This is a genomic window from Actinoplanes sp. CA-015351, assembly GCF_050955685.1.
Lineage (GTDB): Bacteria > Actinomycetota > Actinomycetes > Mycobacteriales > Micromonosporaceae > Actinoplanes.
Window position 1 is genome coordinate 3,766,963 of record NZ_CP192102.1, and the last position, 26,342, is coordinate 3,793,304.

The window sequence follows — 26,342 nt, forward strand, 5'->3', positions numbered from 1 at the left end:
GCCGTCGCCTGCCGCACATCGGACCACGTGTCACACGTGGTCGAGGCGATCCGAGAGCTGCCTACGTGACGAGATGCCGAGCTTCTGGAAGATCTTGCGCAGGTGGTAGTCGACGGTGTTGACGCTGAGGAAGATGGTCGCGCCGATCTCGGCGTTGGTGCGGCCCGCGGCGGCCAGCTCAGCGACGGTGAGTTCCTGCGGCGTGAGCTGGGCGGGCCGGCCGGGCACCGATTCCTGCCGGGTCTCGCCGGCTGCCTCCAGCTCGCGGGTGGCGCGCACGGTGAACGGATCCGCCCCGGCACGCTCGAAAAGATCCGCGGCCTTGCGGAGATACGGCCTTGCGTCGCGGCGACGCTTGGCGCGTCGCAGCCATTCGCCGTACGCGAGAAGGGCCCGGCCTTCGTCGACAGTGGCGTAGGTGCCGTCCAGGCCGGTGATCGCGTCGAGGAAGTCCTGCTCGTTGCCGGTGATGATGGCCCGGACGCGGCTGGCGACGCCACGAGCCCACCGTGACCCCGAGGCGTCGGCGAGGGCGGTGAGCCGTCCGGCGGTCGCGGAAGCCTCGTCGGCGAACCCGCTGTGCGCGGCTGCCTCGGCGAAGTCCGGCCACAGGGTCGGCGAGACATGGAAGAAGTGGTCGTCCACGAACGGCTTCAACTTCTGGTAGGCATCCAGGTACCGCCCGTCGGCGATGTCGACGATGGCGAGCGCACCCATCGCCGACGAGTGCACGCCGCCGAAACCCATCGCATATGTCGCCTCCGCCATTGCGATGGCCTGCGGCCGGGCCGCCTCCGACCAGGCCAGCACCGACACGTTCACCACGTGCTCGGCGTCGTACCCGATGGCGCGGCGCAGCTCACGGACCTGTTCCATGTATTGCACGGCCCGGCGCGGGGCGCCGCTGACCGCTTCGGTGAGCGACAGCACCCAGAGCGCGCTGTCCAGTTTCTGCAGCGAGCCGGTGTCCCGGGCGGCCGCCGCGAACTTCTCCAGCAGCCGGTGCCGGGCTTCGGCGTCCCACACCGCGGTGGAAAGCGCCGCCACGCCGTGCCCATAGGTGAGCATCGACGCGGAGTCCATCCGCTCGTACAGGTCGAGGGCGGCCCGGATCGCCGGGACCGCTTCGGGGTACGGTTTGAGGATCAGCGCGCTGATGGCACGCAGGATGACGGCGGGATCGCCCTCTTTCAGCGCGGCGCCCTCGGCGAACCGGCGGCCCAGCTCGTCCCACTCGATGCCGGTGGTCAGCCGTTCCGGGCTGAGCGCCCACTCCCACGCCTTGATCAGGGTGCCCTGTTCCAGGTCGGTGTCGTGGCCGTGGAAGTGCCGGGCCGCTTCCAGCATGTCCGCGCTGGCCCGGGTCAGGGTGGGCGCGGCCACGAACATCGCGTAGTCCGCGCCGATCACGGTGAGCCGGCCCCGCGACACCGGGTCGAGCAGTGCTTCGTCGATCTCGTCGATCAGGTCTTTGGCGAGCTGACTCGTACCGGCCGCGAGCGCGGCCTCGGCCGCGCGGACAAGCCGCGCATATCGCACGCCGCCGGCCGGCGTCAATGTCGCGGCCTCCATGAGTACGCGTGCCCGCGAGGCGAATCCACCGCGCTCCGCGGCGAGGTCGGCAACCCGTTCGAGGCGCTGCGCGACCTGCTCGTCGGTGCCGAGAGTCGCCTTCGCAGCATGCCACGCGGCGTGCTCGACCAGGTTCAGCTCGTCGGCGTGCACGGACAGGGCACGGTGGACGCGGCGGCGGTCCTTGCCGAAAGCGGCGTTGTACGCGGCACTGCGGACCAGCGGATGCCGGAACAGCACCGAACGGCCCAGCTCGACCAGCCCGGCGGTCTCGGCCGCGTCCGCGACGTCGGCGGGCAGGTCCAGGTCACGGGCGACCGCGGTGATCAGGTCGAGATCGCCGCTGGCGGCCGCGGCGATCAGCAGCCACAGCTGGGCCGGTGCGCCGAGTTTGCGGACCTGGCGCAGGTAGTGCTGTTCCAGGCGGCGGCCGACCGGCAGCGGTTCGTCGCCGAAACTGGACTCGGTGAGCTGCCGGACACTGAGCTCGCCGGCCAGGTCGACCAGGGCCAGGGGGTTGCCTCCGGTGGCGGCGAAGACCTGCACGGCCACGGCCGGGTCGATCTGTTCGGGCAGGCTGCGCATGAGAAGGCGTACCGCGGCGTCCTGCGGCAGGCCGGTCAGGCGCCGGACCGGGATGCCGGCGGTCTGGTTCGTCAGAGCGGTGGAGTCGCGGCCGGCGAGCAGCAGGGTCGCCGACTCGGCTTCGAGGCGGCGGGCCACGAACGCGAACACGTCCAGCGACTCGGCGTCGAGATGGTGGGCGTCGTCGACGGCACACACCACCGGGATGGTGTCACCGGCCGCGCCGAGCAGGCCGAGCACGCCGAGGCCGACGAGAAACCGGTCCGGTGGCGGGCCGTCGGTCTCGCCGGCGGCGACGAGCAGGGCCTGCCGGTGGCGTTCGGGCAGCGCCGCCAGGTGGTCGCGCAGCGGGCGGATCAGGCGCTGGGCCGCCGCGAACGGCATCGTCGCCTCGGCCTCGTAACCGTCGACGCGGATCAGCCGGACACCGATCAGCCCGGCCGTGGCGGTGTCCAGCAGCATGGTCTTGCCGATGCCCGGATCGCCGAGCAGTAACGTGGCGCCACCCCGGCCGTTGCGGGCGTTGCCGATGAGGATCTCGAGCTCGCGGAGCTCCTGGTCACGGCCGAGCAGACCAGTGGCGTTCTGAGGGGGCACGGCCGATGATCCTAATCGGCCGGTGTCACCGGCAGGGTGAACCAGATCGAGGCGCCCTGCTCGACGTCGAGGTCGAGCCAGACGTGACCGCCGTGGTACTCGACGATCTTCTTGACGATGGCGAGCCCGATGCCGGTTCCCTCGTACGCGTCCCGGGCGTGCAGGCGCTGGAAGATGACGAAGACCTTGTCGGCGAACTGGGCCTCGATGCCGATCCCGTTGTCCCGTACGTTGATCTTCCAGAAGTCGCCGTCCGGTTCGGCGCTGATGTGCACCTCCGGCGGCACGCCGGGCCGCTGGAACTTCAGCGAGTTGCCGATCAGGTTGGCGAACACCGTGGTGATCAGCGGCTCCTCGCCGTGCACCACGGGCAGCTCGGACCAGGTGACATGGGTGTCGCCGTCGGCCGTGGCGGTGACCACCTCGGTCAGGTCGACAGGGGTGAACCCGGTGGTGATGCGCCCGATCCGGGAGAAGGCGAGCAGATCGTTGATCAGGCGTTGCATCCGCTGGGCGCCGTCGGTGGCGAAGGCGATGTACTGGTCGGCGCGGGCGTCGAGCTGTCCGGCGTACCGTCGCTGGAGGAGCTGGCAGAAGCTGGCGACCTTGCGCAGCGGCTCTTGAAGGTCGTGCGAGGCGACGTACGCGAACTGCTCCAGGTCGCGGTTCGATCGGGTCAGCTCGGCGGCCTGTGCCTCCAGCGCCTCCTTCGCGGCCTCGACCTGCGCGCGGGCCTCGCGGACCTCGGACAACTCAGTGGCGATCTTGAGGCGCATCCCGTCCACGTCGTCGGCCAGGTCCCGCAGCTCGGGGGAGCCGTCGGTGGTGATCCGGCGGTCGTAATTGCCGGCCGCGACCTGCCGGACCTGGGCGGCGAAATCGGTGACCGGCCGGCTGACCAGGCGGTCGAGCAGCAGTAGCATGAGGATGCCGACGACGACCACGATGACCCCGGCGGTGATCTCCAGGACGACCAGCGTCGAGCCGGTGCTCCGGGCGGCGTCCGCGGCTTCGTTGCGCAGGACCAGGATGTTCGCCTGCAGGCCGGTGACCGCGGTGCGTACCGCGTCGAACCGGGCTGTGCGGGCCGCATCGTCGAGCTGGACCGGGTTGGAGGCGCCGCCGGTGCCGCCGGAGCCGATGACCGGTTCGGCGACGGTGGTCCGCCACTCGGTCGCCAGTTCGCGGACCTGCCGGACGCTGGCGGTGATCGCGGCGTGGCCGTTGTTCGCGTTGAGCCGCTCGATGTCGCTGAGCAGCTTCTCCTCGGCTTCGCGGCCACGTTCGTACGGCTGCAGGTTCTCCGCGGAACGGCTGAGGGCGAATCCGCGTACCCCGGTCTCTTGATCGAGGTAGGCCGAGTAGAGCTCCTGGCCGGCGACCCGCATCGGGCCGGTCTTCTCCAGGATGGTGTCCAGGTGGTCGTTGCTGCGGGTGGTGGTGACCACGGTGAGCACGCCGATCACGGCCATGAACACACCGGCGACCGCGACCAGCGCCGCGACGCGTCGCCGCAGGGTCCAGGTACGCAGTTCGAACCAGTTCATCGGCCCTGCCCTCTCGTGATCAGCAGCATCGCGACGTCGTCGCCGAGCCGGCCGCCGCTGGCGCGTTCGGCGCGATCCACCAGCCAGGCCGGCAGCGACGGCACCGGCACCGGCGGCGTGAGCCCGCCCGCCTCGACCAGCAGCCGGCACAGTCCCACCTGATCGAGGCGTCCGATCAACCCATCGGTGTACATCAGCAAGGACCAGTCTTTCGAGGGAAGATCCATTTGGTACGCGGGGACAGGGCGAGTTTCGACGCCCAGCATCAGTCCGGTGCGGGCCGGGACCGGTGCGGCGGTTCCGTCGGCGAGCAGGACGGGTGGCGGGTGGCCGGCGAGGCGTACCGTCGCCTGGTTGTCGTCGAGGTCGATGGTCGTCATGACGACGGTGGTGAACACCTCGCGGATGCGGCGTTCGCTGATCAGGACCTGCTCCAGCGCGGGGATCACCCGGTCGTCCGGCACCCCGGCGAGGATCAGGGCACGCCAGGCCACCCGCAGCCGGGCGCCCAGGGCCGCGTCGTCGGCGCCGTGCCCGCCGACGTCGCCGACGATGGCGCGCAGGGTCTGCCCGGTCTGCACCACGTCGTAGAAGTCGCCGCCGAGCAGGCCTTCGGCCCGGCCGGAGCGATAGAAGGTGTGCACCTGGACCGTTGTCGCCGACATCAGAGGTTTCGGGAGCAGGCCGCGTTCGAGGCGCTCCGACTCGGCCTGGAGCAGCTCGACGTCGTGCAGGCGGTGGGCGTTCTCGTCGGCGCGTTTGCGTTCGACCGCGTACCGCAGGGCGCGTCCGAGCAGCAGCCCGTCGACCTGGCCTTTGATCAGGTAGTCCTGGGCGCCCTCGGCGACGGCGACCATGCCGAGGTGCTCGTCGGAGCGGCCGGTGAGCACGCACACCGCCGCGCTGCCCGCCATCGCGAGCAGTTTGCGCAGCCCGTCGATGCCCTCGGCGTCGGGTAGCCCGAGGTCGAGCAGCACGCAGTCGGTGGTCGCGAGCAGAGTCTGGGCCTGAGCCAGGCTGGCCGCGACGGCCAGGTCGAACAAGCCTGCGCTGTCTCTGAGCAGCTCGCCGACGAGGAAGGCGTCACCCGGGTCGTCCTCGACGAGCAGGACCCGCAGCCGCGTGCCGGTCACCGCGATGTGGCGCCGGCGGGCGCTGACGCGTACTCAATGGTGTTGATGTCGTGATCCTTTCCCGCGGGCTGCCGGAGAAGTATGGCCCATCGGGGTCGCGAACTATTTGTCAGACAGCAAATGATGTCCGATTCGGGATCAGCCAACCGGCTTAGCGGTGTGCGGGTCGCTGCCGATGAGTATCTCGATGAGGTGACACGGTGACGTGACACGGTGACGTGACACGGTGATGTGTCTCGATGTCGTGCCGGGAGAGGGGCGGCGCAGGTGACGCAGTCGGTGCTGAACCGCGCTGACCGGGGTGAACCGGTCGATGTCGCCGTTCTCCGCACCACCGAGCCGGAACCCGTCTCCGAGCTCGACGCCGCCACGCACGCCCGGCACATCCGGCTGTGGTGGGCGTGGCTCGCCGGGGCGCTGGTGTTCTGCGGCGGTCAGATGTTCACCGACGCGACCAGCCCGGCCGGCGGTTATCTGGCGTTCGCCATGCCGGTGCTGTTCAGCGCCGGGATCGTGGCCGGCGTGGTGCTGAACCGGCCGAAGCCGAGAGGGCCGTGGCTGCTGCTGGCGTCAGCCGGTCTGGTCATGGTCGGCGGATTCACCCTCTGGATGGCCGGTGCGAGCACCGTGGCGTTCGCCGTGTTCCTGGCGGTGTACCCGCTGGAGGCGGCGGCCCTGCTGCTGATCGTGCGCGGCGCCTCCTGGCGGCGCGACCGCGCCGGGTTGCTGGACACCGCGATGATCTGCGTCGGGCTCGGCCTGGCGTGCTGGCTGCTGGTGATCGCCCCGCTGATCCGGCTGGGTGATGCGCTGCCGGGCGCTGACATGCTCACCGCGCTGTTCCCGTTCGGCGATGTGCTGCTGGTCGGCGTGCTCGTCCGGTTCTTCACCTCACGTGGCCAGCGCAACGCCTCGTTCTGGCAGATGAGCGCCTCGGTGCTGCTCCAGACCGTGACACACATGGCGACCCTGGTGCCGCTGATCTTCGCGGTCGGGGTGCCCGATCTGCAGCCGGTCACGTCGTTCGCCGCGTTCCTGATGGCCGGCGCTGCGATCCACCCGTCGATGCGGATCCTCACCGGCCGGCCGCTGCGCCCGGTCACCGAGATGTCGCCGCGGCGGGTGCTGCTGGTCAACCTGGCCTGCATGGCCGCGCCGGCGCTGCTGCTCGCCCAGGGTTTCCTCCAGAACGGCAACGTCGACTGGAAGGCGGCCGGTATCGGCTGCATGATGCTGTTCGCGCTGGTCTCGCTGCGGATGGTCGACCTGGTGGGTCAGGTGCAGGACAAGGCTCGGCAGCTCGACGCGGTGGCGCACATCGACGCGCTCACGACGCTGCCCAATCGGCGGGCCTGGGACCTGGAGCTGTACCGGCGGATCGCCGCCGCGCGCCGGCACGGCAACGCCGTCGTGGTCGCCATCATCGACCTCGATCACTTCAAGCGGTACAACGACGAGCACGGCCATCAGGGTGGGGACGAGCTGCTGACCGTTGCGGCGGCCGCCTGGCGTACGCAGGTGCGCCCGGAGGATCTGCTCGCGCGGTACGGCGGTGAGGAGTTCGGCGCGATCCTGGATCATGCGCGGCTGGCGGATGCTGATCGCGTCATCGAACGGCTCCAGTCGGTGACGCCACTGGGGCAGACGTTCTCGGCGGGGGCCGCTCAGTGGGACGGCAGCGAGACCGCGGAGGAGCTGGTTGCGCGGGCGGACGCGGCGCTGTACGCGGCCAAGCGCGCCGGGCGGAACCGGTTGTACGTTTCCAGCACACGCTGAAGCGCCCGGAGGGTTCGCACTTCCTCCGGGCGCTTCAGCGTGTTTCCTGACCTAGACCAGGGGCTTCGTGGCGTACTCGTAGGTCGGTTCCGGGGTGGTTGCCGAGGTCGGCTTCGCGGCGGCCAGCTTGGCGTTGACCTTCTCGGTGCCGGTGTTGAGCAGCGCCTTCGCCTTCTCCTGCGCCTGGATCACGCGGGGGTTCGCGCTGGCCTGGCGGGCGGTCGCGGCGATCTGCTCGAACTTCTCACGGCCGGCACGCGTGCCGAGCACGTAGCCCACGGCGAAACCGGCGGCAAGCTTGAAAACCTTCACGATTTGTTCTCTCCTTCAGCCTGCGACGTCTTTGCCTACTGCGTCTTGCCTACGTAGAGAAGCGTGCCCAGCGCTCTCCGAGCCGAAACCGTTCTGGTGGGTGATTTAGGTTCCACACCTGCCACCGGGCAAGAGATTCCCGCCGGGGGAGGCGAACGACGTTCGACGGGCCGCCTCCGGATCATCGACTGGGCCAAGGTTCGCGTCGGTGCCGCTGAAATTTCCTCCTGGCCGGTTGAGGGATAGGAACCTCATCATTGTTGTGCAATTTCGGGTACGCGCCGGGCCTGGGAAGTTCGGGGATTTCCAAACATTTCTTGATGTGAAGATCGGGCGGGTGTCATCGTTGATTGTGGCTGGGCTGCGGAGAATGGAGGCATGGCGCAGCAGCTCTCATTGTTCCCGACCAGGCATCTTCGGGATCGGACGCTGCGCCGTGACTATTCGGCGGCGGCGGCGGATTTCCGTCGGGAGCACGATCGGCATTGGTCGTGGGGTTTGGCGCAACGGCATGCCTGGCGCCTGCAGCGCTCACAGCTTCCGTGGCAGGTGAAAGTTCTGGTCAGGGAGATCCGGAACGCGTCATCCGAGATCCTCGATCCGAGGGGGAGGGCTTGGATCTCGCGTCGACAGCCGGCATTCCGTCTCCGGTCAGGCGCTTCGAGCGAACCAGACGCCCGGGCCAGCGACGCATGCGCCAGCGGGCACCCGGGAAGCGGCGCCGTCGAGGTCGGCCCACGATCGGGCATCGGCATCGGCATCGGCATCGGCATCGGCGACGGCATCGGCATCGGCATTGGCGACGGCCTGGACCCGGTGCGTTCCGGTTGCCCGTGCCGCTCAGGCCCGGACCTCCCGTTCGCATCCACAAGAGCGGGCAATTCGACACACCCACGTCACTGCCCGCCGCGGCGATTGGCCGGCACATGAATCACCACCGGAAACGACGTATTCGCGAACGCGGGCCTCCGGGAAAAGGATCGATACCGTATTCGACCCACGAAATAGGGCGATTCTCGGATGGGCGACGCGTTCATGACGGCATGAGTTTTGCGCGGGCTGGGCGCGCGCCAGGGCGGGGCCAAGGACCCTTCCTCTCGGCGGGCTATTCACGGTTGGGCTACCTTTGCGCCATGGACGACGGACAATCACTTGGCGTGGGAACGATCGAGCAGCGGTGTGCAGCGTGCGGCGCCGTCGCGGTGGTTTCGGTCGCCCAAAGTGTGGTGGGGGATCGCGTCGCCTGGTCGGTCTCCGTCCGCTGCGGCCAGTGCGGTGACGCCGAAGAGCAGTGCGGCTGGGAGGAGATGCCCGGCTTCTGGCGCGATCGGCTCGTTGACCAGGAGGGCCTGACCAGGTTGCGCGTTGACCGGGAGAGCATCGAGCCGATGAGGGTACGGCTCCTCTCTGTTTTCCGGAGGCAAGGAGCCACGATCGCGGATGCAGTCGAGGCAGTCGAGTCGCTGACCGGCGTCGGTCTCTTCGGTACGCCGGCCGAAATGAAGCTTCTTGCCACGCGTCTGACGGGTGCGGGCGCATTCGTGTCGCTGACGCCGGGATGGGGCGAGCGCTCTGACCGGGCAGGGAACCGCTCTGGATGATCCGTGGCCCGGCCTGATTCGGCGATGAGTTTCGGGTGCGGCGGCGGTCTAGCGTGTATGACTGTGACTGAACCAGTGAAGGGCCCGGCCAGCTACTTTCCGTCGATCGAGAAGAAGTACGGGAAACCGATCCCGCACTGGAAGGACCTCATCCGGGCGTCTCCGCTGACCCGGCACGGCGAGCTGGTCGCCTGGCTGAAGACCGAGCACGGGCTCGGGCACGGGCACGCCAACGCCCTGGTGGCACACACCCTGGCCGAGACGAAGGCTGAGACGACGAGCTGAGTTCCGGCACTGACATGATCGAGACTGACGACGGATGAGGCCCGGGCACGGCGATACTCCAGCGGCACCTCACGCCGGGGCCAGGACTGGCACCTCACGCCGGGGCCAGGACTGGCACCGTCGCCGCCGGCAACGTGAACGTGAAGCACGAGCCTCCGCCCGGGTTGTCCGACGCGCTGATCGTGCCGCCGTGGCGCTCCACGATGCGTTGGCAGATTGCCAGGCCTAATCCCGTACCCAAGAAGGTGCTTGATGTGTGGGCGCGGTGGAAGTTTCCGAAGATGGCGGCGTGCTGGCCCTGCGGGATCCCGATGCCGTTGTCGGCGATCGTGAACGTGACGAGGTCGCCGGCCCGGTGGGCGTCGATGGTCAGAAAGGGTGTCACGCCAGGAGCGGTGTACTTGATCGCGTTGCCGATCAGGTTGTCCAGTAGTTGCCGCAGCAGCACCGGATCCGCCGCAACCGGGGGAAGGACGCCGATCGAGAACTTCGGCTCCACCTTCCCGGCCGCGACTGCCGCGTCGGCGCGGGCGCTCGTCACATCGGCGACCAACTCGACGGTGTCCACCGGGACGGGCGAGGCGGTCGCCTGGCGGGCTGTCGTGTACGCGAGCAACCCGTCGATCAATCCCCGCATCCGCGCTGACGTCCGGCTGAGCCGGTCCAGGTCGTCGAGGGCCTGCTCCAGGCTCGGGTGCGGGGGAGCGGCGGCGACCGATTCGTGCACGGCCGAGGTCCAGCCGTCCACCCCGGCCAGGGGATTGAGCAGGTCATGGGCGACCACGCCGGCGAAGTTGGTGAGTTCGTCGCGGTGCCGGTGCTCGGCGGTGACGTCGTGGAAGAGCACCACCGCCCGGTGACTGCCGTCCGGACGGAGCAGGGCGGTGGCGTTGACCTTGACAAACCGGCCCTCCGGCACGCCGGAGTTGCGGACCAGCATCTCCACGCCGTGCACGTCCTGGCCGGCCAGGGCCCGCAGGTAGGCGAGATCATTGTCCGGGACCGGGGTGCCGTCGACGTGGTAGAGGCCGTAGAACCCGGCGCCCGCCATCCGGTCTCCGGGGCTGGTCACGCCGCCGAGCAGCGTACTGACGGCGGGGTTGCGCAGCGAGACGCGGCCGTCCGGCTCGATCACCGCGAGGCCGTCGGCCATCGAGTCGATGATGGCTCTGAGCAGGTCTTTCTCCCGAGCCAGCTGGTTGTGCAGGTGGCGGCGTTCGTCGCGGCCGAGGGCTAGGGCGAGCCCGACCACGCAGACCAGGGCGACGAACAGCTGCACGATGACGGCGCGCACCGCGGAGTCCTGGACGTCGGCGAACGGGCCGGAGCCGCCGAGGGTGTACTGCACGGCGATCGCCCCGACCACCGAGTTGTGCAGCAGCACGAACGGCGACGACAGCCGGGTGGCGACCAGGACCGTCCAGCCCAGCAGGGCGAACGACAGCGGCAGCCGGTCCTCGTAGGCGAATCCGGCGAGATAGGCCCCGGTGGTGCAGGCGACGATGCCGACGTACTCCAAGATCCGCCAGTGCGACGTTCCCGCCAGCCGGAGGCGGAGCCGCCACGAACCCCAACGACTCAGCGCCGCGCCCGCGAACATCCCCGCCGACCCGATGATCAGGATGCTGGCGGTGTTGCGGGCCAGGCTCAGCACCACGAGTTCCAGCGGATATCTGCCCTTGTCCAGCCATTCGCCGAGGGATCCGACGGCGCATCCGCAGACGCTCGCGCCGAACGCCGCCCCGAGCAGTGCCCACAGATCGCGCGGTGCGCGCATCGGCTCGGTGCCGCCGCCACCCCACAGGCCGGGTCGCCACCGCGACAGCAGCACGCCGAACACGCTCGCCTGCACGAACCCCGCGACCCCGTAGCCCGCGGCCTGCGCCGGATGTGCGTCGGTCGCCAGCATCACCGCGGCCAAGACCACCGGCAACACCACAAAATCCAACCATTTCGTACGCGCAAAGCGCTGCGCGCAGAACCAGATCGCCCCGACGCCCGCGGCCGGCCACACCAGCGACGTGCCGGCGTGGTCGAGGGCACTGCGGCGCCCGATGTACACCGCCGTGCCGAAAAGCAGAGCGAACAGCACGGTCCGGGCCAGTGCGAGCCGGTAACTCACCTCCCCTTATCGGCGTCGCCGAGCCGTTGCTGAGTTGGTGCGGGTCGCCTGGATTAGAACGAGTCTTTCGGGGAAAAGGACCGGCGCCTGGACTCCGGCGACGGCCAGTGCGCGGCCGCTGAGCTCAACACCCTGGTCCCACCAGGGCAGGCGTCGCCCGCCGGGCGCGCGGATCTCGTCGGCCGGTGCCAGCGGGACGAGACGGTAGAGGCCTTCGGCGTCGAGGCCGGGAAGGCGTACCCGACCCGGGGGTGACCAGACCGGGGTGGCAGTGGCCGCCAGGGTGTAGACGGCCTCGGAGAGGTCGTCGGCGACGACGCCGTGCACCCACAGCGACGGGTCCGGATGGTCGGAGCGCACCACAGCGCCGCGGTGAAGCAGGCCGCGGAGCTGCTTGTAGAGCCGGATCCACTCGGCGAGGCGTTCCCGGTCCTCAGCGCCGGCTCTGGTCAGGTCCCATTCGATGCCGAAGTGGCCGAACAGCGCGGTACCGGCCCGGAAGTCGAGGGTGTGCACCCGGCCGGTGGTGTGCGAGACGGTCGGGCCGACGTGGGCGCCGACCATCTCGGGCGGTACGAGCAGGCCGGTCCACCGCTGGATGGCCTGCCGTTCCAGGGCGTCGTTGCAGTCGCTGGCCCAGATCCGGTCGGTGCGTTCGAGGATGCCCAGGTCGACCCGGGAGCCGCCGGACGAGCAGGACTCGATCTCGACGCCGGGATGCCGGGCGCGCAGCTCGTCGAGCAGCCGGTACACCTGGAGGGTCTGGTTGTGCACGCCGGCCTCACCGCCGGGGGAGTGGCCGGCGTCGATCAGATCCCGGTTGTGGTCCCACTTGAGGTACTCGATGTCGTACTCCGCCAGCAGCGCGTCGAGGCGCTCCAGCAGATAGGCGTACGCCTGCTCGTGCCCCAGATCGAGGACCTGCTGGTGACGGGCCTCGGGTGGGAGCCGGCCGCCGGTCGACAGGATCCACTCCGGGTGGGCGCGGGCCAGATCCGAGTCGACGTTGATCATCTCTGGTTCGACCCAGAGGCCGAACCCCATGCCCCGCGCGCGCACGTGGTCGACAAGCGGGTGCAGGCCGCTGGGCCAGACGGTCTCGTCGACGTACCAGTCACCGAGCCCGGCCCGATCGTTGCGGCGGTGCCGGAACCAGCCGTCGTCGAGCACGAACCGTTCCACACCGACCTGCGCCGCGACGTCGGCCAGCGCTGTCAGTTTGGTGAGGTCGTGGTCGAAGTAGACCGCCTCCCAGGTGTTCAGGATGACCGGCCGTGGCGTGTGCGGGTGCTGCGGCCGGGATCGCAGGTACCGGTGGAAGCGATGGGAAAGCTGGTCGAGGCCTGAGCCGTAGGAGCCGTAGAGCCACGGGCTGCGGTACGACGCCCCGGGCGCGAGCCGGACCTCGCCGGAGAGCAGCAGCTCACCGCCGCCGAGCAGGGAGACGCCGGTGGAGGTGCGTTCGGCGAGCGTACGGTGGTTGCCGCTCCACGCCAGGTGAATGCCCCAGACCTCGCCGGCCCGGAACCCGAACCCGGTCTCGCCGGCCGCGAGGATGTACGAGGAGTCCGCGCCGGTGCGGCCACGCCGGTTCTCGCGCAGCCGGGTGCCGGCGGCGAACGGCTGCCGCTGCGGGATGCGTTCCCGCTTGTGCCGGCCGGTGAAGTCGAGGATCTCGCCGGCCTCGGTGGGCACCGGGAAGGTCGGGGTGAGGCTGTCGACCTGGAACACCGAGCCGGGATCGTCGTTGGTGACAGTGGCCCGCTGGCGCAGCAGGCCGTGCTCGGTCATCTCGATCTCGATCAGCAGGGAGAGGCCGGCGCCGGTGTCCCGGGCGTGGACGGCGAGATGCCCCGGTTCCTGGTTCACCTGGTGGGTTTCGAAGAACGTGGAGAACGCGCGCCCCTCCCGGTGCCCGGTCAGCCCCGGCGTCCCGGTCCAGCCGGCCGACTGCTCGGGCAGCAGGCTGACCGGCACGGCCACATCGATGGTGTTGGAGACCGGCTGCGGGATCGAGGCGAGTGTCAGCGCGGCTATTTCTGCGGGGGCGACCTCGCCGAGATCGGCGCCCCAGTGCAGGATCCGCGGCAGGCGAGGACCGGTGCAGTCCAGCACCAGGCTCACTCCACCGGCACGCCAGTGCAGCAGCTCATCCATCACAGGTAAGGGCAGTCCCAGTCCGCCGGGGCGGGCTCGATGACCACGATGTCGAGGCTGTCCGTCTCGGCCTGGCCGGCGGGGATCGGCGGGCCGGCGGCGAGCAATGAGAACGCCGCGACGAGCGCCACGGCTGCCGTCGCCAGCATGGTTCGTTCGCGCACACTGTGTCCTCTCACCGGTCGTACATCGTTTCAACCGGGCACGAACCAGTCAACTGTTCCGTGGCGGGCATCGCCGGGGAATCGGCGGGCTGCGATGGGTGCGGGGGTCGCGTACAGTCACCGGCCGTGATCAGAAATGCCTACTTTTCGATAGCCGCCCTCGGCGTGACGGTCCTGCTGGCCGGTTGTGCCGAGTCTTCTTCTTCGTCGTCCTCGGCGCCCGCTGCTTCCGTGGCGCCGGCGAGCAACACCGCCGAGATCTGCGAGTCCAGCGGCACCGCCGCGCGGGACGTGGTCGTCGACCTGTTCGCCAAGATGGGCGAGGTCGCCGACGAGCCGGATCCGGAGGCGGCTCTCGCCAAGGTCTACACCGAGACGTTCGGCAAGCTCGGCACCCAGATGCGCGCTGACGCGGCCCGCGCCACCGATCCGGCGTTCGTGGCCGTGCTGACCGGGATCGCCGACGCGGCGGCCGGTGTCGCCGCTTCGCCGGACAACCCAGACACCGCGCAGTTCGAGGATGCGATCGGTAAGCTCGACCAGTTCTGCCCGTCCGCCGGGGAGTCGTCCGCCCCGGTTGCCGGAGCGACCGGTACGTCCGACGCGGGCACCCCGGTCGGCACCGTTTGCGACCTGCCGGTGACGTTCGACCTCGCCGACGACTGGAACCCCAAGAAGGTCGACGTCGCCGAGGACGACCCGCTCGCCGCGCTGACCAAGAAGGGCACGCTGCGGCTGGCCTGCGAGATCGACGCCAAGCCGGCCGGGCACATCGGCTTCCTGCGCGTCTGGACCGGCCCGTCGAAGCAGGCGGATCTGCGGGGCGCGCTCAAGCCGTTCCTCACCGAATCGAAAACCCGCAAGGTCGTCTACACGCCGGTCACGGCCGGTGGCCTGGACGGGCTGGACGTCAGCTTCGAGCAGTACCAGAAGCTGACCGAGGAGTGGCTGCCGCACCGCGCGTTCGCGGTGAACGCCGGGTCGGGTGTGATCGCGCTTGACCTGGGTGGTCTCGACGCCGCCGAGCACAAGGCCATGCTGCCGGCGTACGAACTGGCGACGAAGACGCTGACCGTCACATAGTTCACGGTTTGGCGGACGCAGGGCAGAGGGAACTGTTCGGCCGGCACCAACCACCCCTCGGCAAGGAGCCTCGCCGCGGCTCTCGGTGTCGACGACACCGCCGGCGTCGACTGGATCGAGCTCGCGCTCCAGGTCGGCCTCGCCGCTGTGGGCGTCGCCCTCGTCGCCGGGACGCGCGGACGCCGCTGAGCAACGCTTCATCAATGCCCGCCGGGGTCAACTCGGCGGGCATTGTGCTGTCCGGGTGATTTCGGGCTCTCAGCGCGGAAGTCGTGGCACCGCGCGGGCGCTGTTCGCGATAGCCTTACCGCATATGGCTACCTTTCGCAGCGCCTCAGTCCTCCTCTCCTCGGACGGCACCCGCACTCCCGGCACCGCCGCGCTCTTCGCCGAGCCCGCGCGCAAGGGCGGGGTCCCGCCCTGGGCGGGTGACTTCCGCCCCGCCAACAGCGCCGGCAACGGCCCCAAGAACGCGGTCGGCAAGACCTTCACGCTGGAGCTGCCGGACGGCAGCACCGGCAAGGTCGTGGTCCAGAGCCTCAAGAGCGGCAAGGGCGGCGTCGTGTTCGCGCTGATGGGCGAGGACGCACCACCCTTCTGATCTGATCAGCTTTCCGGCTTCAGGCGTTTCCGTTCGACGATGCTCGTCGCTGTCACCACTGTCAGCGGCGGCACGTCCTTCGCGACGACCGCGCCGGCGCCGACGACCGAGCCGTGACCGATCGTCACTCCAGGTGCGATCGTGGCCGCCGCGCCGATCCACACGTCGTCCTCGATGACGATCGGCGCGTGCGTGATGTACGCGAACCGCTCGCCGACCTCGACGGGATGCCCGGCCGTGCTCAGGGTCACCCGGGGCCCGATCAGCACGCGATCACCGATGGTGATGCCTCCGAAGTCGAGGAAATAGCATCCCTGATTGATGAACACGCGCTCGCCGAACGAGGCGTTGAGCCCGTGGTCGCAGTAGAACGGCGGCAGAATCGTCAGCGAATCCGGGACCGGCCCGCCGAAGATCTCGGTGAGCACGGTGTCCCGCCCCGCGAGGTCGTCGAACGGCAGCGCGTTGAGGCGTGCCGTCAGGCTCATGACGACCTGAACGCGTTCCGCGAAAGCTCGTGACTCCGGTGTCCGGGTGGGTAGTCGTTGCTCGTTGCGCACGAGATGATGCTGACACGCCGGACCGATCTGGAGGCACCGTGAAGCTGTTGCTCACCTCAGGTGGCGTCACGAACCCGAGCATCGAGGCCGCGCTCGTGCGGCTTCTCGGCAAGCCGATCGCCGAGAGCCACGCTCTCTGCGTACCGACGACGCTGTGGGGTCACCCGATGTGCGGACCTTCTTCGGTACGCCGATTCGTGGCCGCCGGGCCCGATTCCCGCTATCTGTCCGGGCTGGGGTGGCGTCCCTCGGTGTCCTGGAGCTGACCGCGCTGCCCAGCGCCGGCGCGCAGCGATGGGTGCCCTGGGTCCGGGCGCGCCGGACGACCGTACCCTCGGGGTTGTCGATTTTTCGATCTTCCCGCACCTGGACGCTTTCCCGACGAACACCCTGGCCGACGCCGAGCGATGGGCCAAGGGGATCGGCGGGCCGGCCTACGCCATCGACGAGCAGACAGCCATCACCGTCGTCGACGGCGCGGTCGAGGTCATCTCCGAAGGGCAGTGGACGAAGCTCGGCTGATCCCACCGTGCCGGCGCTCAGTGGGAGAGCCGGCGGGGCGCGGGTTTTGATCGCGCTGTCCACCGTTTGTTCATCGATAGGGTACGAACAGAGTGTTGATCTTCGTCGTCAAGATCACCTAGCGTCTCGCTGTGTGATTTCTATGCGACTTGCTTCCGTTGTTCTCCTTGGCGTTTCCCTGATGGGCCTGGCCGCGTGCGGTGATGAGGCCGCTACCGAGGTGGCCGCTCCGGCTGCCGCCACCACCGCGTCTGCCACTGCCGCCACTTCCGCGGCCGAACCCACCGCGACCGCGGTTGCCTCGAAGACCGACAAGGAGCTCTGCGAGGAGGCGAACAAGGCGGTCGACGCCTTCAAGACTGCCATCCTCACGCTGGCGCAGAGCGGTGCCGAGGAGATCGCGCCCGCTGACGCCAAGGCGATGCTGGAGGACTTCGCGGCCAAGCTGACCACGGCCACCGAGGGCGCGGACAGTGAGATCGCCACGGCGATCAAGGCGCAGATCGCGGCGTCGGAGAAGGCTGCCAAGGCTGCCGACCCGGCTGCCGCCCTGGACTCGGAGGAGACAGCCAAGTCCAGCAAGGAGATCAACGCGGGCTGCAAGAAGGCCGGCGTCACCACGAACTTCTGATCGACCGGCGGTGATTGCCCGGTTCGCGCCGGGCAATCACGGCGGCGCTCGGTGCGTACCGCGGCGGCCATTCGCGCAGAAGGCGCGGCATCAGAACGAGCGCGCTCCCCATGATCCCGGTGCGTGATCCGGCGATTCCAGGTCTGCGACCACACCGAAGTGATCACTGGCCCACACCCCGTCGACGGGACGGTCCAGGACCAGGTCGCACCTTCGGACTTGGAGAGTCGGGCCGTGATCACCCGACCGGACCAGGATGTAATCGATGCGCCGGGACAACGCCGTAGCCACTTCACCGGCATGGACGAGCGGGTTGACGGCGGTGAACGTGTGCCCCGGTTCGGCCGCGTTCACTGTCTCCCAGGCATCCTGGTAACACACACTGATCCCGTCGGAGGGCTGCCGTCCTCTCCAGAATCGCATGCTCGCCGCGTCGGGCGTCGCGTCGAAGTCGCCGAGCACGATGACGTGGTCAACACGTGCCGCATGGTGTTCCAGGACTTGTGCGGCGGTAACTGCTTGCTGTTGCCGTTCGAGTTCGTAGCCGAATGGCCAGCTCGGTTTGTGGTGCGCGGCCAGGACCTTGCCGACGGGAGTGTCCACCTCGGCAATCAGCGTCGCGCACCACGGAAAGCTCTGCGCACGGGGAGTGCACCGCTGATCGATCTCATCGATGATCCGATGCGGCCAGCGAGTTGCCAGAGCGCCACCCACACCGTCGTCGGCGGTTCGCGAGAAGCCTTGGACGTGGTAACCGGGACCAAGCAGTTCGTCCACGACCTCCGGTGCGCTGCCGATCGGCACCTCCTGCAGCGCGATCAGGTCGGGGCTCAGCCGCCGTAGCGTTTCAGCGATCAGCCGGCGACGGCGGTCCCAGTCCGGGTTCGCCGGCCCGAGGACATTCATCGTGGCGACACGCATCCGGTGATTATGACCGGGGTGCGGGCCATATTCTTCTCGGCAGCCCGCGCATCGCCCGTGACGCATCGCCTGGCGCGATCAGTCGCGCAGGACGTCCGGGGTGCCGAAGGTGACCGGCACGCCGGGGGAGTAGAGGACGCTTGCCGGCGCGCCCAGCGGTTCCGGCAGCCCGGCCGCGGTGACCAGACTGTCGTCGAGGTCCAGCAGGTCGGCGTGCCGGAGCGGCCAGCGCGGATGCTCGTTCGGCAGGTGCAGGGAGCGTCCCCAGGCGCGTGTGTGCAGTCCCCAGCGTGCGGTGACGAAGTGGTCCAGCGCGCTCGGCGTCTCGACGGGTTCGCCGACCTGGATGGTCATCCGGTTGGTCGCGGGCCGGGGTGCGGGCCATCGGCGGCGGCTCGTGTAGTTCAGCACGTCGCCGCTGCGGGTCATCCGCATCCGGGACCACATGTACGGCAGACGCAGCGACGCCCGCGCGGTCAGGACCGGCAGGAGCCGTTCGGCGTCCAGCGACAGGAACACCACGGCACGCCGGCCCTGGTGGTCGACGCTGTAGAGCCGCACGTTCGTCTCGCAGAACGTGCCCAGGTACGGCACGCCGGGTCCGCGCAGAAAACCGAGCCCGACCATCCGGAAACCGATCAGCCCGACATAGGTCACACCGTCGAGGGTGTCGGGGACGGTACCGGCCGGCAGCAGCGGCGCGACCAGGGCGGGGTCGATCGCCCAATGCAGAAACGCCAGGTCGGACCAGCGCTGCACCAGCACCGAACGCCGCACCGGCCGCACGGTCTCCGTGGTCACATCCTCGATCCTCACGCTGCCATCATCGCTCACGCTCTTCTTGGGTACGCCTCAAGAGCGCCAGACCCGATCAACGATCACCGTTCGCAACCGGTTCAACCGCTGATCCAGCAGCCCGGCGTGTGTGCCCGGCTCGCTCAACGCCAGGCGGATGTCGGCGGCGAGGTAGTTCGCCTCCCGCACCTCGCACGCGGCCCGCAGAACGTCCGGCGACATGCCCGTCTCAGCCGCGATCACGTCCAGGACGGCCGGCGTGTGCACCCCGCTGTCCGCGATCAGGAAGAACCAGTCGTCCATCGGCTCGCCGAACCGTGCCCACTCGAAGTCCAGCAGCGCGGTCAGCGTGCCGTCCAGGGCGAGCCAGTTCCCCCAGTGGCAGTCAGCGTGCACCGGCACCAGCGCACCGGCGTGGGAGGGTGCGGTCTCCGCGATCGCCATGAGCCCGTCCAGCAGGACAGCAGGCAGCACAGCGGCGATGCTTTCGATCTCGGCCAGCAGCGCCGGACGGCCGGCGAAGCCGCCGTGGTCGAGCGGCTCCCGCAGCACCTTTTCGGCGTGGGCCGGTGGCGCCCAGTCGTGCAGCGTGTGGAGCCGCTTCACCGCCTGCCGGGCGAGGGAGCACGCGGTCGCCGTGTCGGTGTCCGGCAGCCCCATGCCGGGAGCGGTACCCGGTACGCGGGTGTAGGCGGCGTACCGGACCGCTTCATGAACGCCGCTGGCGAGCAGCTCCGCGGTGAGGCCGGGCGGCAGGCTGGAGCCGAGCGTGATCTCCCGATCCAAGCGCGAGTGCCCGCCGGCCTCGATGACCTTCACGACGATGCCGCCGGCCACGTGAACCTGGTGGGAGAGACTGTCCGCCGTCGTCATCGGGCCCGGGTCGTGCCCGAGAATCGATGCCGCGATCGCCCGCGCTTGATTCGTCCCCGTGGATCTCATGTGGCAAAGATAGGGGGCGGGTTACATGCCGCCACGGAAACCGCCATCACGAAGGGGACGAGATGAGCACTGCGACTGGTTTGCTGACCGCCGAGGACCTGGAGTTTCTGGCCCGGCCGCTGCACGGGTTCCTGACCGTGGCGGCCGGCCCGCAGCCGCCGCAGCCGCGGCCGGTCTGGTTCGAGGCCGCCGCGGACGGCACGATCCAGCTGTTCACCGAGCCCGGCTCGATCAAGGTACGGCGTCTCGGCCGCGACCCCCGTGCCTCGATCGTGGTGGCCGCCCCGGTCGGCGAGCGCGAACGCTGGGTGTCGATCGCCGGGCGTACCACGGTCGAGGCCGGCGGCGCGAACGAGCTCGCGGCCCGGCTGGCCGCCCGTTACTGGGATCTGGACGACGCGGTACGCGCCGCCGACCTGGCCGACATCCTCGCCACCGACCAGCTGCGCATCGTGATCCATCCGGAGAAGGTGAGCCGGTACGCGTACTGAGGAAGGGCGCCGCCGTTGGCGAGCCTCTGATTCCCGCCGGGCCGATGAATGGCTCATCGACCCGGCAGGCCCCGGTTCATCGGCCGCGGCCGGTCTTCTCCTGCAGGTCGTCGATGCGCTGTGAGGCCTCGGCCTTGGTCAGATTGTCCGGGACGTCCTCGTTCGCCTCGGTGGCGAGCGTGTGCAGATAGGACTCCTGCGCCCCGGTCGCCGGCTCGTCCCCGGTCGTCCAGTCCTCGGGGTCCTTCACCCGGTTGTCACCCGTCGTGGCGTTGCTCGGGTCAGTCATGGCGCCGTCCTTCCGATCCGGTTCTTCGAACGCCCGTGCCATTACCCACCGGCCCGCACCTCACACCAGGTTCATCCTCAGGGTGCCGAGTCCAGGATTCGTTGAACGAGGGCGCGGTCGGTGCTGGTGGCGTAGACGGCGAACGCGCCCGCGTACACATAACCGGCCCAGGTCTCGGACCCGGCCTCCCGCAGGCCCGGACCGTGAGCCGGGTCGAAGGTGGCGGAACCGTAGAAGACGACACCGGTCTTCGGATCGCAGGCGGGCGCGCCGGGCGGAGCCCATTTGTGAACGCTGAACGAGCAGGCGCTCATGTTCGCCTGCTCCCAGTCTCCGGGGACATCCACGCGGACGCCGCGATATTCGATGGTCTTCCAGACTGCCTGGCTCGCGGGTGCGCTCACCGGAGCGGCCGGTGGCGCTTCCGGACTGGCGCGGGGCCCGCAGAGGGCGACGGCGCCGAGCACCGCACAACCGGCGGCGAGCAGGGCAACCCGGACGGTCCTCGCGGTCATCCCGCTTCGACGGATGCCATCCCCTGGGGGTTCCTGCTGCCCCCGCGCTTTCCGGAACTCCTGCGGCCGGCGAGGTAGGGTGCTCGGTGATCTGTCCGGGGGTGGACCATGCCGATCGAGAGTGACCATCGCGGGTCGGACTCGCTCTATGTGGCCCGGGTCTGGCGCGGACGCACCTCCGGTGTGCACCAGATGACCTCGATCGCCACGTCGACCTGGGAACTGGTCTTCTGGGACCAGCGGGGCGTCATGCACGCCGCCGTACGCGGACCGGAGACCACGGCGTCGAACGCCGAGACGGCCGGTGACTCGGCGTCGTTCGGGATCACCTTCGCGCACGGCACCTCGATGCCCCATCTGCCGATCAGCACGCTCGTCGACGGCGGCCGTGGCAGCCGGCACGTGACCGACCGTACGTTCCTGATGCGCGGCGAGCAGTGGCAGATCCCCGATTTCGACGACGCGGAGCTGCTCGTGGCGAAGCTGGTGCGCGCCGGTGTTCTGGTCCGTGACCCGCTCGTGCACGAGGTGGTGCAGGGCGGCGTGGCACCGCTCGGGTCGCGGACACTGCAACGCCGCGTGGCCGCGGCCACCGGGCTCACCCAGGGCACGATCCGTCAGATCGACCGGGCGCGGGAGGCCGCGGTGCTGCTCGGTGCCGGGGTCCGCGCTCTCGATGTCGTGGACCGGCTCGGCTACTTCGACCAGCCGCACCTGGCCCGCTCCCTGCAACGGTTCATCGGCCGGACCGCCACCCAGCTGCGACAGCCGGACCCCGCCGCCGATCCGCTGTCGCTTCTGTACAAGCCCGAGGACCCGGCACGCTCCTAGCCTCGTGTGCAGGCGGTGACCGTCACCGCGTACCCAGGGAAGGCCAGGTCAATGCCCGAAGGCACCGTCACCTCTTCCGACGGCACCACCATCGCCTACACGGCGTGGGGCGCCGGCGACCCGCTCGTCATCGTCGACGGCGCTACCGCCCATCGCGCCACGAACCCGCTGAACCAGGAGACGGCGGAGTTGCTCGCCGGCGAGTTCCTGGTCGTCAACTACGACCGGCGCGGTCGCGGCGGGAGCAGCGACACCCCGCCCTACGTCGTCGAGCGCGAGTTCGAGGATCTTGAGGCGATCATCGAGCAGGCCGGCCAGGGGCGCCCGGCGACCGTGTTCGGCTGGTCCTCCGGCGCCAATCTCGCGCTCAACGCCGCCCAGGACGGAGTGCCGATCGCACGTCTCGCGCTGTTCGAGCCGAGCGCGGCCGTCGACGACGCCCGCCCGCCGCTGCCCGCCGACTACGTCGAGCGGCTCGACGCGGCCGTCGCCGGCGGCCGGCCGGGTGATGCGGTCGCGCTGTTCCTGACCGCCGCGGCCATGCTGCCCGAGGAGGCCGTCGCCGGGATGCGCGAGCAGGACTTCTGGGCCGGACTCGAGGCGGTCGCCCCCACGATCGCGTACGACGCCCGGCAGGTCGGCGACACCCTCTCCGGCCGGCCGCTGCGCCCCGACCTGTGGAAGCACGTCGACATCCCGGTGCTGGTGATGCACGGGATCGACACCTGGCCGGCCCTGGCCGCGGGTTCCCGCGCCATCGCGGCACACCTGCCCACCGCCACCCTCGCGCCGGTACCCGGCGAGCAGCACTCGACCACCGCCGACGTGCTGGCCGCCGCGCTGCGTACGTTCATCAAGGAGAGCTGACTCGGGGAAGGTCGTGCTCACCATCGTTGATCTTGTGGACTTGGGACGCCGCGTGGCCGGGAAGATCGACAAGATCGAGGTAAGCCGGCCGGGCCGTTGCCGCACCGGCCACAAGCTCGCCGCCTCAGCCCTCCGCGAAGATGGGGCGGCCGTCGATGCTGACGGCGTTCTTCACGCGGCGGTATTCGGTCAGATCCGCGTCGCTGCGGCGGTCGTGCGAGCGGATCAACAGATCACGATCACCTTCGTACGCCATCAGCGGCACCGAATAGCCGCATGAATCGCTGACCCGGTCCACCGCGATGTCGATGACCGAGCGGACACCATGTGTATCCGGCGGTGACGGGAAAAGGCGCAGCAGGTCGGCGTACTCAGGGGTGGTGATCGGGACCGCACGGCCGTGACCGTGCAGGCGCACGATGTTGGGCGGGCCCTGGAAGGCGCAGAACATGATGGTGATCCGGCCGTTCTCGTCGAGGTGAGCGGTCGTCTCGGCGCCGCTGCCGTGGTAATCGAGGTATGCCACCCGATGCTCGCCGAGCACCACGAAGGTGCCGCCCATGCCCTTGGGGGAGACGTTGACGTGGCCGCCCGGCCCGGTCGGCGCGGTGGCCACGAAGAACATCGGCTGGGCCTCGATGAACTCCCGCAACCGCCCGTCGATTCGCTCATGCAGCTTCATGGACCCGATCCTGCCCCGTCCCCGCAAGCTGCTCGATCGGGTTTCCCACTGGGCGGATCGGGCTGCTGGTGTTCGCGGTACCGGCCGCGGTCACCGGGACGCTCGGTCTGTTCGCCGTGGTCGGGTTCTCGTCGGCGGAGTCCCGCGTCTGGGATTCGCCGGTGACGATCGCCGCGCTGGTCGCGGGACCGCTGCTGCCGTTGCACGACGGTCGCCTTCGTGCTGATGCGGTCCACGAAGGCGCAGATGGCCGCTCAGACCGAGTGGTCAGCTCCGGCCGGGGCGGGCGCGCACTGACGGCTGGCGGTCACGGCGCGTAACCGCGCAGGATGAACGCGATCGTCTCCTCCAGGCCCTGTTCGGCCTGCTCATCGGTGAACCCACCGCTGAGAGCCAGCGCGGTCAAACCCTGAAGAACAGCGATCAAGGGTACGGCGAGAAGCTCCATCGATCCGGCACGGACCTCGCCCCGGCGCTGGCCGTCCTCGATCACCTCGGTCGCCATCGTCAGCAGTCGCTGGGTGGCCGCCATCAGCTCGTCGGAGGCGTCCGGCTCGTGTTTGCGGGTGAACATCAACTCGAGCAGAGCCGGATGGGTGGACGCGAAGGCCACATAGGTACGGGTGAGTGCGGCGAGCCTGCGGGCGAACGTCTCACCCGCCCGTACCAGGTCGTCGGTCATGGCGGCGGTGAGCCGCTGGTATCCCTCCAGCGCGAGCGCGTCGAGCAGCGCCTGTTTGTTCTTGAAGTGCCGGCTCGGCGCGGCCGGGCTGACCCCTGCCTCACGGGCCAGTTCCCGCAGCGACAGCTCCGCCGGACCCCGGTCGCGCAGGGTGTTCTCGGCCAGTGCCAGCAGCGTGGTTCGCAGGTCACCGTGGTGGTAGGGGCGGGTCTTCATGATCTGAGCCTACCGTGATGTAAGCGACGAACACATTGTGAGCATTGACTACATTGTTATCGCTGCTTACATTCAAGGCATGACGAAGACTCCTGCCGCCTCGAACATCGCCGCTCAGATCGGCGGGAAGATGAGCGGGCCGCGCCGCACCAGGGTGGAAGCCTCACCTCAGTTCTCCGGCGGCAAGTTCCGCAACAACGTTCCGACCGCCACCGGCATCCCGCTGTCCGCCGTGCCCCGGGTGGCCGCCGCAGCGTTCACCGGCGGTGCCGCCCGCCGCCCGCACCAGCCGGTTCCGCTGGTCACCCCGGCCGTCACGGACGCGCAGGGCCTGCACGTCACCTGGTACGGCCACTCCACCGCGCTGATCGAGATCGAGGGACAGCGGGTCCTGCTCGACCCGGTCTGGAGCGAGCGCTGCTCGCCGTCCCAGCTGGCCGGTCCGAAACGGCTGCACAAGCCGCCGGTCGCGCTGGAGGACCTGCCGCCGGTGGACGCCGTGGTGATCTCCCACGACCACTACGACCACCTCGACATGGCGTCCATCCAGACCCTGGCCGCCCGGCCGGACTCGACGATCTTCGTGGTTCCGCTCGGTGTCGGCGCGCACCTGGAGCGCTGGGGTGTCCCGGCAGACCAGATCGCCGAGCTCGACTGGACCGAGAGCACCCGGGTCGGCGACCTGGAGTTCGTCGCGACGCCGGCCCGGCACTTCTCCGGGCGCGGATTCAGCCGTGACGAGACGCTCTGGGCCAGCTGGGTGATCAAGGGTCCGGCGCGCAGCGTCTTCTACTCCGGTGACACCGGTTATTTCCCCGGCTTCACCGAGATCGGTGAGCAGCACGGCCCGTTCGACGTCACCCTGGTCCAGGTCGGTGCGTACGGCGCCGACTGGGCGGACATCCACATGGTGCCCGAGGACGGTGTGCGTACCCATCTCGATGTTCGTGGCGGGCTGATGATCCCGGTGCACTGGGCGACGTTCGACCTGGCGGCACACCAGTGGTCCGAGCCGGCCGAACGCACCTGGCGCGAGGCCAAGGCCCGCGACATCCGCCTCGCCATCCCGCGCCCGGGCCAGCGCATCGACGTGGACAGCCCGCCGGAGATCGACGCCTGGTGGCAGCAGGTCGCCTGACACCAGGGCATCAGAAATGGACATGGACCAGGTGGCGGGGGAGTCGCTGATGGTCGAGGTCACCGGGAGCGCGGTGATGACCAGGCCACGGCACGGACGTTCACCGGGCTGTGGGCAGACCTGTCGCAGGGGTGCCACTTCGCTCGCCCGGCACCGGCAGGAGAGCTGGATCTGCTGGCGGTTGCCGGAAGTACGGCTCCGCGGGGTGCCGCAATCGGTGGGCCGGCACGCCCGCCGCCGCGAGCCGGACGGCTATTTCGGTACGCGCGCTGTCCAGGAAGACGATCACCTTGTAGTCGTCGCCCAGCTGGCAGGCGGCGGCGAGGGTGCCCAGGTTGATCGGGTCGACAGTGCCGACGTCGCCGAGATCGAGGATCAGGCGCAGCGGCCGGGTGTGCCGGATGGCCTGCACCAGGGTGCGCCGCAGGTCGACCGCATCGCCGGCGTCCAGGTCGCCGTGCGGCTGGATGACCATCGTGCCGTCAGGGTGGTTGCCGACATCGACCGTGGCAGCGGTCATCGCGCTTTACCTTCCGTTACCCGGTGCTTCGTCGAGTGGTCAACGGTAAGGGTGGCGACCGTGGCCGTCGAGGCCCATTGTGGAAAGTTCACCTGGTCACGGAGCGGTAACGGCGTTACCAGAGGATGGTGACCGCCAGTGTGACGGCAGCGTAGGCAAGACAGAGGATCAATCCTGCGAACGTCAACCGGTCGTGCGAAGCGGT

At 69.5% G+C, this 26,342-nt stretch carries 28 protein-coding genes and 3 pseudogenes; 14 read left to right on the forward strand and 17 right to left on the reverse strand.

What is annotated here, in order from left to right; translation table 11 throughout:
* Positions 1–30: 30 nt before the first annotated feature.
* The 3 genes from ACQP2E_RS17030 to ACQP2E_RS17040 are packed head-to-tail and all read right to left on the reverse strand — an operon-like array spanning position 31 to position 5,434.
* On the reverse strand, positions 31–2,754 hold the full coding sequence (locus tag ACQP2E_RS17030) for an AAA family ATPase (protein WP_433832784.1): 2,724 nt from the start codon (positions 2,752–2,754) through the stop codon (positions 31–33).
* An 11-nt stretch (positions 2,755–2,765) separates the two neighbouring features.
* Entirely contained in the window at positions 2,766–4,301 is a 1,536-nt protein-coding gene (locus ACQP2E_RS17035) for a sensor histidine kinase (RefSeq protein WP_433832786.1), read from the reverse strand.
* Positions 4,298–5,434, reverse strand: a complete 1,137-nt coding sequence (locus ACQP2E_RS17040) for a PP2C family protein-serine/threonine phosphatase (protein ID WP_433832788.1) — start codon at positions 5,432–5,434, stop codon at positions 4,298–4,300. The genes ACQP2E_RS17035 and ACQP2E_RS17040 overlap by 4 nt, the downstream gene beginning before the upstream one ends.
* Before the next feature lie 267 nt (positions 5,435–5,701).
* Between ACQP2E_RS17040 and ACQP2E_RS17045 the strand changes: the two genes are divergently transcribed.
* A complete protein-coding gene (locus ACQP2E_RS17045) occupies positions 5,702–7,210 on the forward strand; it encodes a diguanylate cyclase domain-containing protein (protein WP_433832790.1) in 1,509 nt (502 codons plus the stop codon).
* Between the two features lie 51 nt (positions 7,211–7,261).
* On the opposite strand, the gene ACQP2E_RS17050 is transcribed toward ACQP2E_RS17045, so the two are convergent.
* Complete coding sequence (locus ACQP2E_RS17050; protein ID WP_433832792.1) at positions 7,262–7,522, reverse strand: hypothetical protein; 261 nt, start codon at positions 7,520–7,522, stop codon at positions 7,262–7,264.
* Positions 7,523–7,900: 378 nt separating this feature from the next.
* Here ACQP2E_RS17050 and ACQP2E_RS17055 point away from each other — a divergent pair, with 378 nt between their 5' ends.
* The 3 genes from ACQP2E_RS17055 to ACQP2E_RS17065 all read left to right on the forward strand — a co-directional run bounded on the left by ACQP2E_RS17055 (position 7,901) and on the right by ACQP2E_RS17065 (position 9,408).
* Positions 7,901–8,452, forward strand: a complete 552-nt coding sequence (locus tag ACQP2E_RS17055; protein WP_433832794.1) for a hypothetical protein — start codon at positions 7,901–7,903, stop codon at positions 8,450–8,452.
* A gap of 203 nt (positions 8,453–8,655) precedes the next feature.
* On the forward strand, positions 8,656–9,123 hold the full coding sequence (locus tag ACQP2E_RS17060) for a hypothetical protein (RefSeq protein ID WP_433832796.1): 468 nt from the start codon (positions 8,656–8,658) through the stop codon (positions 9,121–9,123).
* 63 nt (positions 9,124–9,186) lie between these two features.
* The gene (locus ACQP2E_RS17065; protein ID WP_433832798.1) at positions 9,187–9,408 is read left to right on the forward strand and encodes a DUF4287 domain-containing protein; all 222 of its coding nucleotides are present in this window, start codon (positions 9,187–9,189) and stop codon (positions 9,406–9,408) included.
* 94 nt (positions 9,409–9,502) lie between these two features.
* On the opposite strand, the gene ACQP2E_RS17070 is transcribed toward ACQP2E_RS17065, so the two are convergent.
* From ACQP2E_RS17070 to ACQP2E_RS17085, 4 genes and pseudogenes are all read right to left on the reverse strand, one after another.
* The gene (locus ACQP2E_RS17070; protein WP_433832800.1) at positions 9,503–11,530 is read right to left on the reverse strand and encodes a sensor histidine kinase; all 2,028 of its coding nucleotides are present in this window, start codon (positions 11,528–11,530) and stop codon (positions 9,503–9,505) included.
* Between the two features lie 6 nt (positions 11,531–11,536).
* Positions 11,537–11,893, reverse strand: coding sequence for a GH36 C-terminal domain-containing protein (locus tag ACQP2E_RS17075; RefSeq protein WP_433833944.1), 357 nt, complete (start codon positions 11,891–11,893; stop codon positions 11,537–11,539).
* Positions 11,894–11,959: 66 nt separating this feature from the next.
* Positions 11,960–13,687, reverse strand: a pseudogene (locus tag ACQP2E_RS17080) (alpha-galactosidase); the annotation flags it as partial.
* Complete coding sequence (locus ACQP2E_RS17085) at positions 13,687–13,851, reverse strand: hypothetical protein (protein WP_433832802.1); 165 nt, start codon at positions 13,849–13,851, stop codon at positions 13,687–13,689. The pseudogene ACQP2E_RS17080 and the gene ACQP2E_RS17085, both read right to left, overlap by 1 nt.
* Before the next feature lie 126 nt (positions 13,852–13,977).
* Between ACQP2E_RS17085 and ACQP2E_RS17090 the strand changes: the two genes are divergently transcribed.
* The 3 genes and pseudogenes from ACQP2E_RS17090 to ACQP2E_RS17100 all read left to right on the forward strand — a co-directional run bounded on the left by ACQP2E_RS17090 (position 13,978) and on the right by ACQP2E_RS17100 (position 15,535).
* Entirely contained in the window at positions 13,978–14,934 is a 957-nt protein-coding gene (locus tag ACQP2E_RS17090) for a lipoprotein (protein ID WP_433832804.1), read from the forward strand.
* 69 nt (positions 14,935–15,003) lie between these two features.
* Positions 15,004–15,123, forward strand: a pseudogene (locus tag ACQP2E_RS17095) (GlsB/YeaQ/YmgE family stress response membrane protein); the annotation flags it as partial.
* 124 nt (positions 15,124–15,247) lie between these two features.
* Entirely contained in the window at positions 15,248–15,535 is a 288-nt protein-coding gene (locus ACQP2E_RS17100) for a hypothetical protein (protein WP_433832806.1), read from the forward strand.
* Positions 15,536–15,540: 5 nt separating this feature from the next.
* Here the strand turns inward: ACQP2E_RS17100 and ACQP2E_RS17105 are convergent, their stop codons facing one another.
* Positions 15,541–16,095, reverse strand: coding sequence for a sugar O-acetyltransferase (locus ACQP2E_RS17105; RefSeq protein ID WP_433832808.1), 555 nt, complete (start codon positions 16,093–16,095; stop codon positions 15,541–15,543).
* 38 nt (positions 16,096–16,133) lie between these two features.
* Between ACQP2E_RS17105 and ACQP2E_RS17110 the strand changes: the two are divergent.
* Both ACQP2E_RS17110 and ACQP2E_RS17115 read left to right on the forward strand, forming a co-directional pair.
* Positions 16,134–16,617, forward strand: a pseudogene (locus ACQP2E_RS17110) (peptidase E).
* A gap of 142 nt (positions 16,618–16,759) precedes the next feature.
* On the forward strand, positions 16,760–17,248 hold the full coding sequence (locus tag ACQP2E_RS17115; RefSeq protein ID WP_433832810.1) for a hypothetical protein: 489 nt from the start codon (positions 16,760–16,762) through the stop codon (positions 17,246–17,248).
* A gap of 90 nt (positions 17,249–17,338) precedes the next feature.
* Here the strand turns inward: ACQP2E_RS17115 and ACQP2E_RS17120 are convergent, their stop codons facing one another.
* The 3 genes from ACQP2E_RS17120 to ACQP2E_RS17130 all read right to left on the reverse strand — a co-directional run bounded on the left by ACQP2E_RS17120 (position 17,339) and on the right by ACQP2E_RS17130 (position 19,906).
* Positions 17,339–18,169, reverse strand: coding sequence for an endonuclease/exonuclease/phosphatase family protein (locus ACQP2E_RS17120; protein ID WP_433832812.1), 831 nt, complete (start codon positions 18,167–18,169; stop codon positions 17,339–17,341).
* A 78-nt stretch (positions 18,170–18,247) separates the two neighbouring features.
* Entirely contained in the window at positions 18,248–18,985 is a 738-nt protein-coding gene (locus ACQP2E_RS17125) for a YqjF family protein (protein WP_433832814.1), read from the reverse strand.
* Positions 18,986–19,021: 36 nt separating this feature from the next.
* Positions 19,022–19,906: a phosphotransferase family protein gene (locus tag ACQP2E_RS17130; RefSeq protein ID WP_433832816.1), complete on the reverse strand. Its 885-nt coding sequence runs from the start codon at positions 19,904–19,906 to the stop codon at positions 19,022–19,024.
* Between the two features lie 62 nt (positions 19,907–19,968).
* Here ACQP2E_RS17130 and ACQP2E_RS17135 point away from each other — a divergent pair, with 62 nt between their 5' ends.
* On the forward strand, positions 19,969–20,397 hold the full coding sequence (locus ACQP2E_RS17135) for a pyridoxamine 5'-phosphate oxidase family protein (RefSeq protein WP_433832818.1): 429 nt from the start codon (positions 19,969–19,971) through the stop codon (positions 20,395–20,397).
* A 76-nt stretch (positions 20,398–20,473) separates the two neighbouring features.
* On the opposite strand, the gene ACQP2E_RS17140 is transcribed toward ACQP2E_RS17135, so the two are convergent.
* The gene (locus ACQP2E_RS17140; RefSeq protein WP_433832820.1) at positions 20,474–20,686 is read right to left on the reverse strand and encodes a DUF3072 domain-containing protein; all 213 of its coding nucleotides are present in this window, start codon (positions 20,684–20,686) and stop codon (positions 20,474–20,476) included.
* A 77-nt stretch (positions 20,687–20,763) separates the two neighbouring features.
* Entirely contained in the window at positions 20,764–21,201 is a 438-nt protein-coding gene (locus tag ACQP2E_RS17145; protein WP_433832822.1) for a hypothetical protein, read from the reverse strand.
* A 108-nt stretch (positions 21,202–21,309) separates the two neighbouring features.
* Between ACQP2E_RS17145 and ACQP2E_RS17150 the strand changes: the two genes are divergently transcribed.
* Entirely contained in the window at positions 21,310–22,032 is a 723-nt protein-coding gene (locus ACQP2E_RS17150) for a helix-turn-helix domain-containing protein (protein ID WP_433832824.1), read from the forward strand.
* Positions 22,033–22,083: 51 nt separating this feature from the next.
* Positions 22,084–22,899: an alpha/beta fold hydrolase gene (locus ACQP2E_RS17155; RefSeq protein WP_433832826.1), complete on the forward strand. Its 816-nt coding sequence runs from the start codon at positions 22,084–22,086 to the stop codon at positions 22,897–22,899.
* Between the two features lie 124 nt (positions 22,900–23,023).
* On the opposite strand, the gene ACQP2E_RS17160 is transcribed toward ACQP2E_RS17155, so the two are convergent.
* Positions 23,024–23,581: a pyridoxamine 5'-phosphate oxidase family protein gene (locus tag ACQP2E_RS17160; RefSeq protein ID WP_433832828.1), complete on the reverse strand. Its 558-nt coding sequence runs from the start codon at positions 23,579–23,581 to the stop codon at positions 23,024–23,026.
* A 68-nt stretch (positions 23,582–23,649) separates the two neighbouring features.
* Here ACQP2E_RS17160 and ACQP2E_RS17165 point away from each other — a divergent pair, with 68 nt between their 5' ends.
* On the forward strand, positions 23,650–23,901 hold the full coding sequence (locus tag ACQP2E_RS17165; RefSeq protein ID WP_433832830.1) for a hypothetical protein: 252 nt from the start codon (positions 23,650–23,652) through the stop codon (positions 23,899–23,901).
* Here the strand turns inward: ACQP2E_RS17165 and ACQP2E_RS17170 are convergent.
* On the reverse strand, positions 23,889–24,479 hold the full coding sequence (locus tag ACQP2E_RS17170; RefSeq protein WP_433832832.1) for a TetR/AcrR family transcriptional regulator: 591 nt from the start codon (positions 24,477–24,479) through the stop codon (positions 23,889–23,891). The genes ACQP2E_RS17165 and ACQP2E_RS17170 overlap by 13 nt on opposite strands.
* 79 nt (positions 24,480–24,558) lie before the next feature.
* Between ACQP2E_RS17170 and ACQP2E_RS17175 the strand changes: the two genes are divergently transcribed.
* Complete coding sequence (locus ACQP2E_RS17175) at positions 24,559–25,617, forward strand: MBL fold metallo-hydrolase (protein WP_433832834.1); 1,059 nt, start codon at positions 24,559–24,561, stop codon at positions 25,615–25,617.
* 100 nt (positions 25,618–25,717) lie between these two features.
* On the opposite strand, the gene ACQP2E_RS17180 is transcribed toward ACQP2E_RS17175, so the two are convergent.
* Complete coding sequence (locus tag ACQP2E_RS17180) at positions 25,718–26,137, reverse strand: STAS domain-containing protein (RefSeq protein WP_433832836.1); 420 nt, start codon at positions 26,135–26,137, stop codon at positions 25,718–25,720.
* Positions 26,138–26,342: the final 205 nt, after the last annotated feature.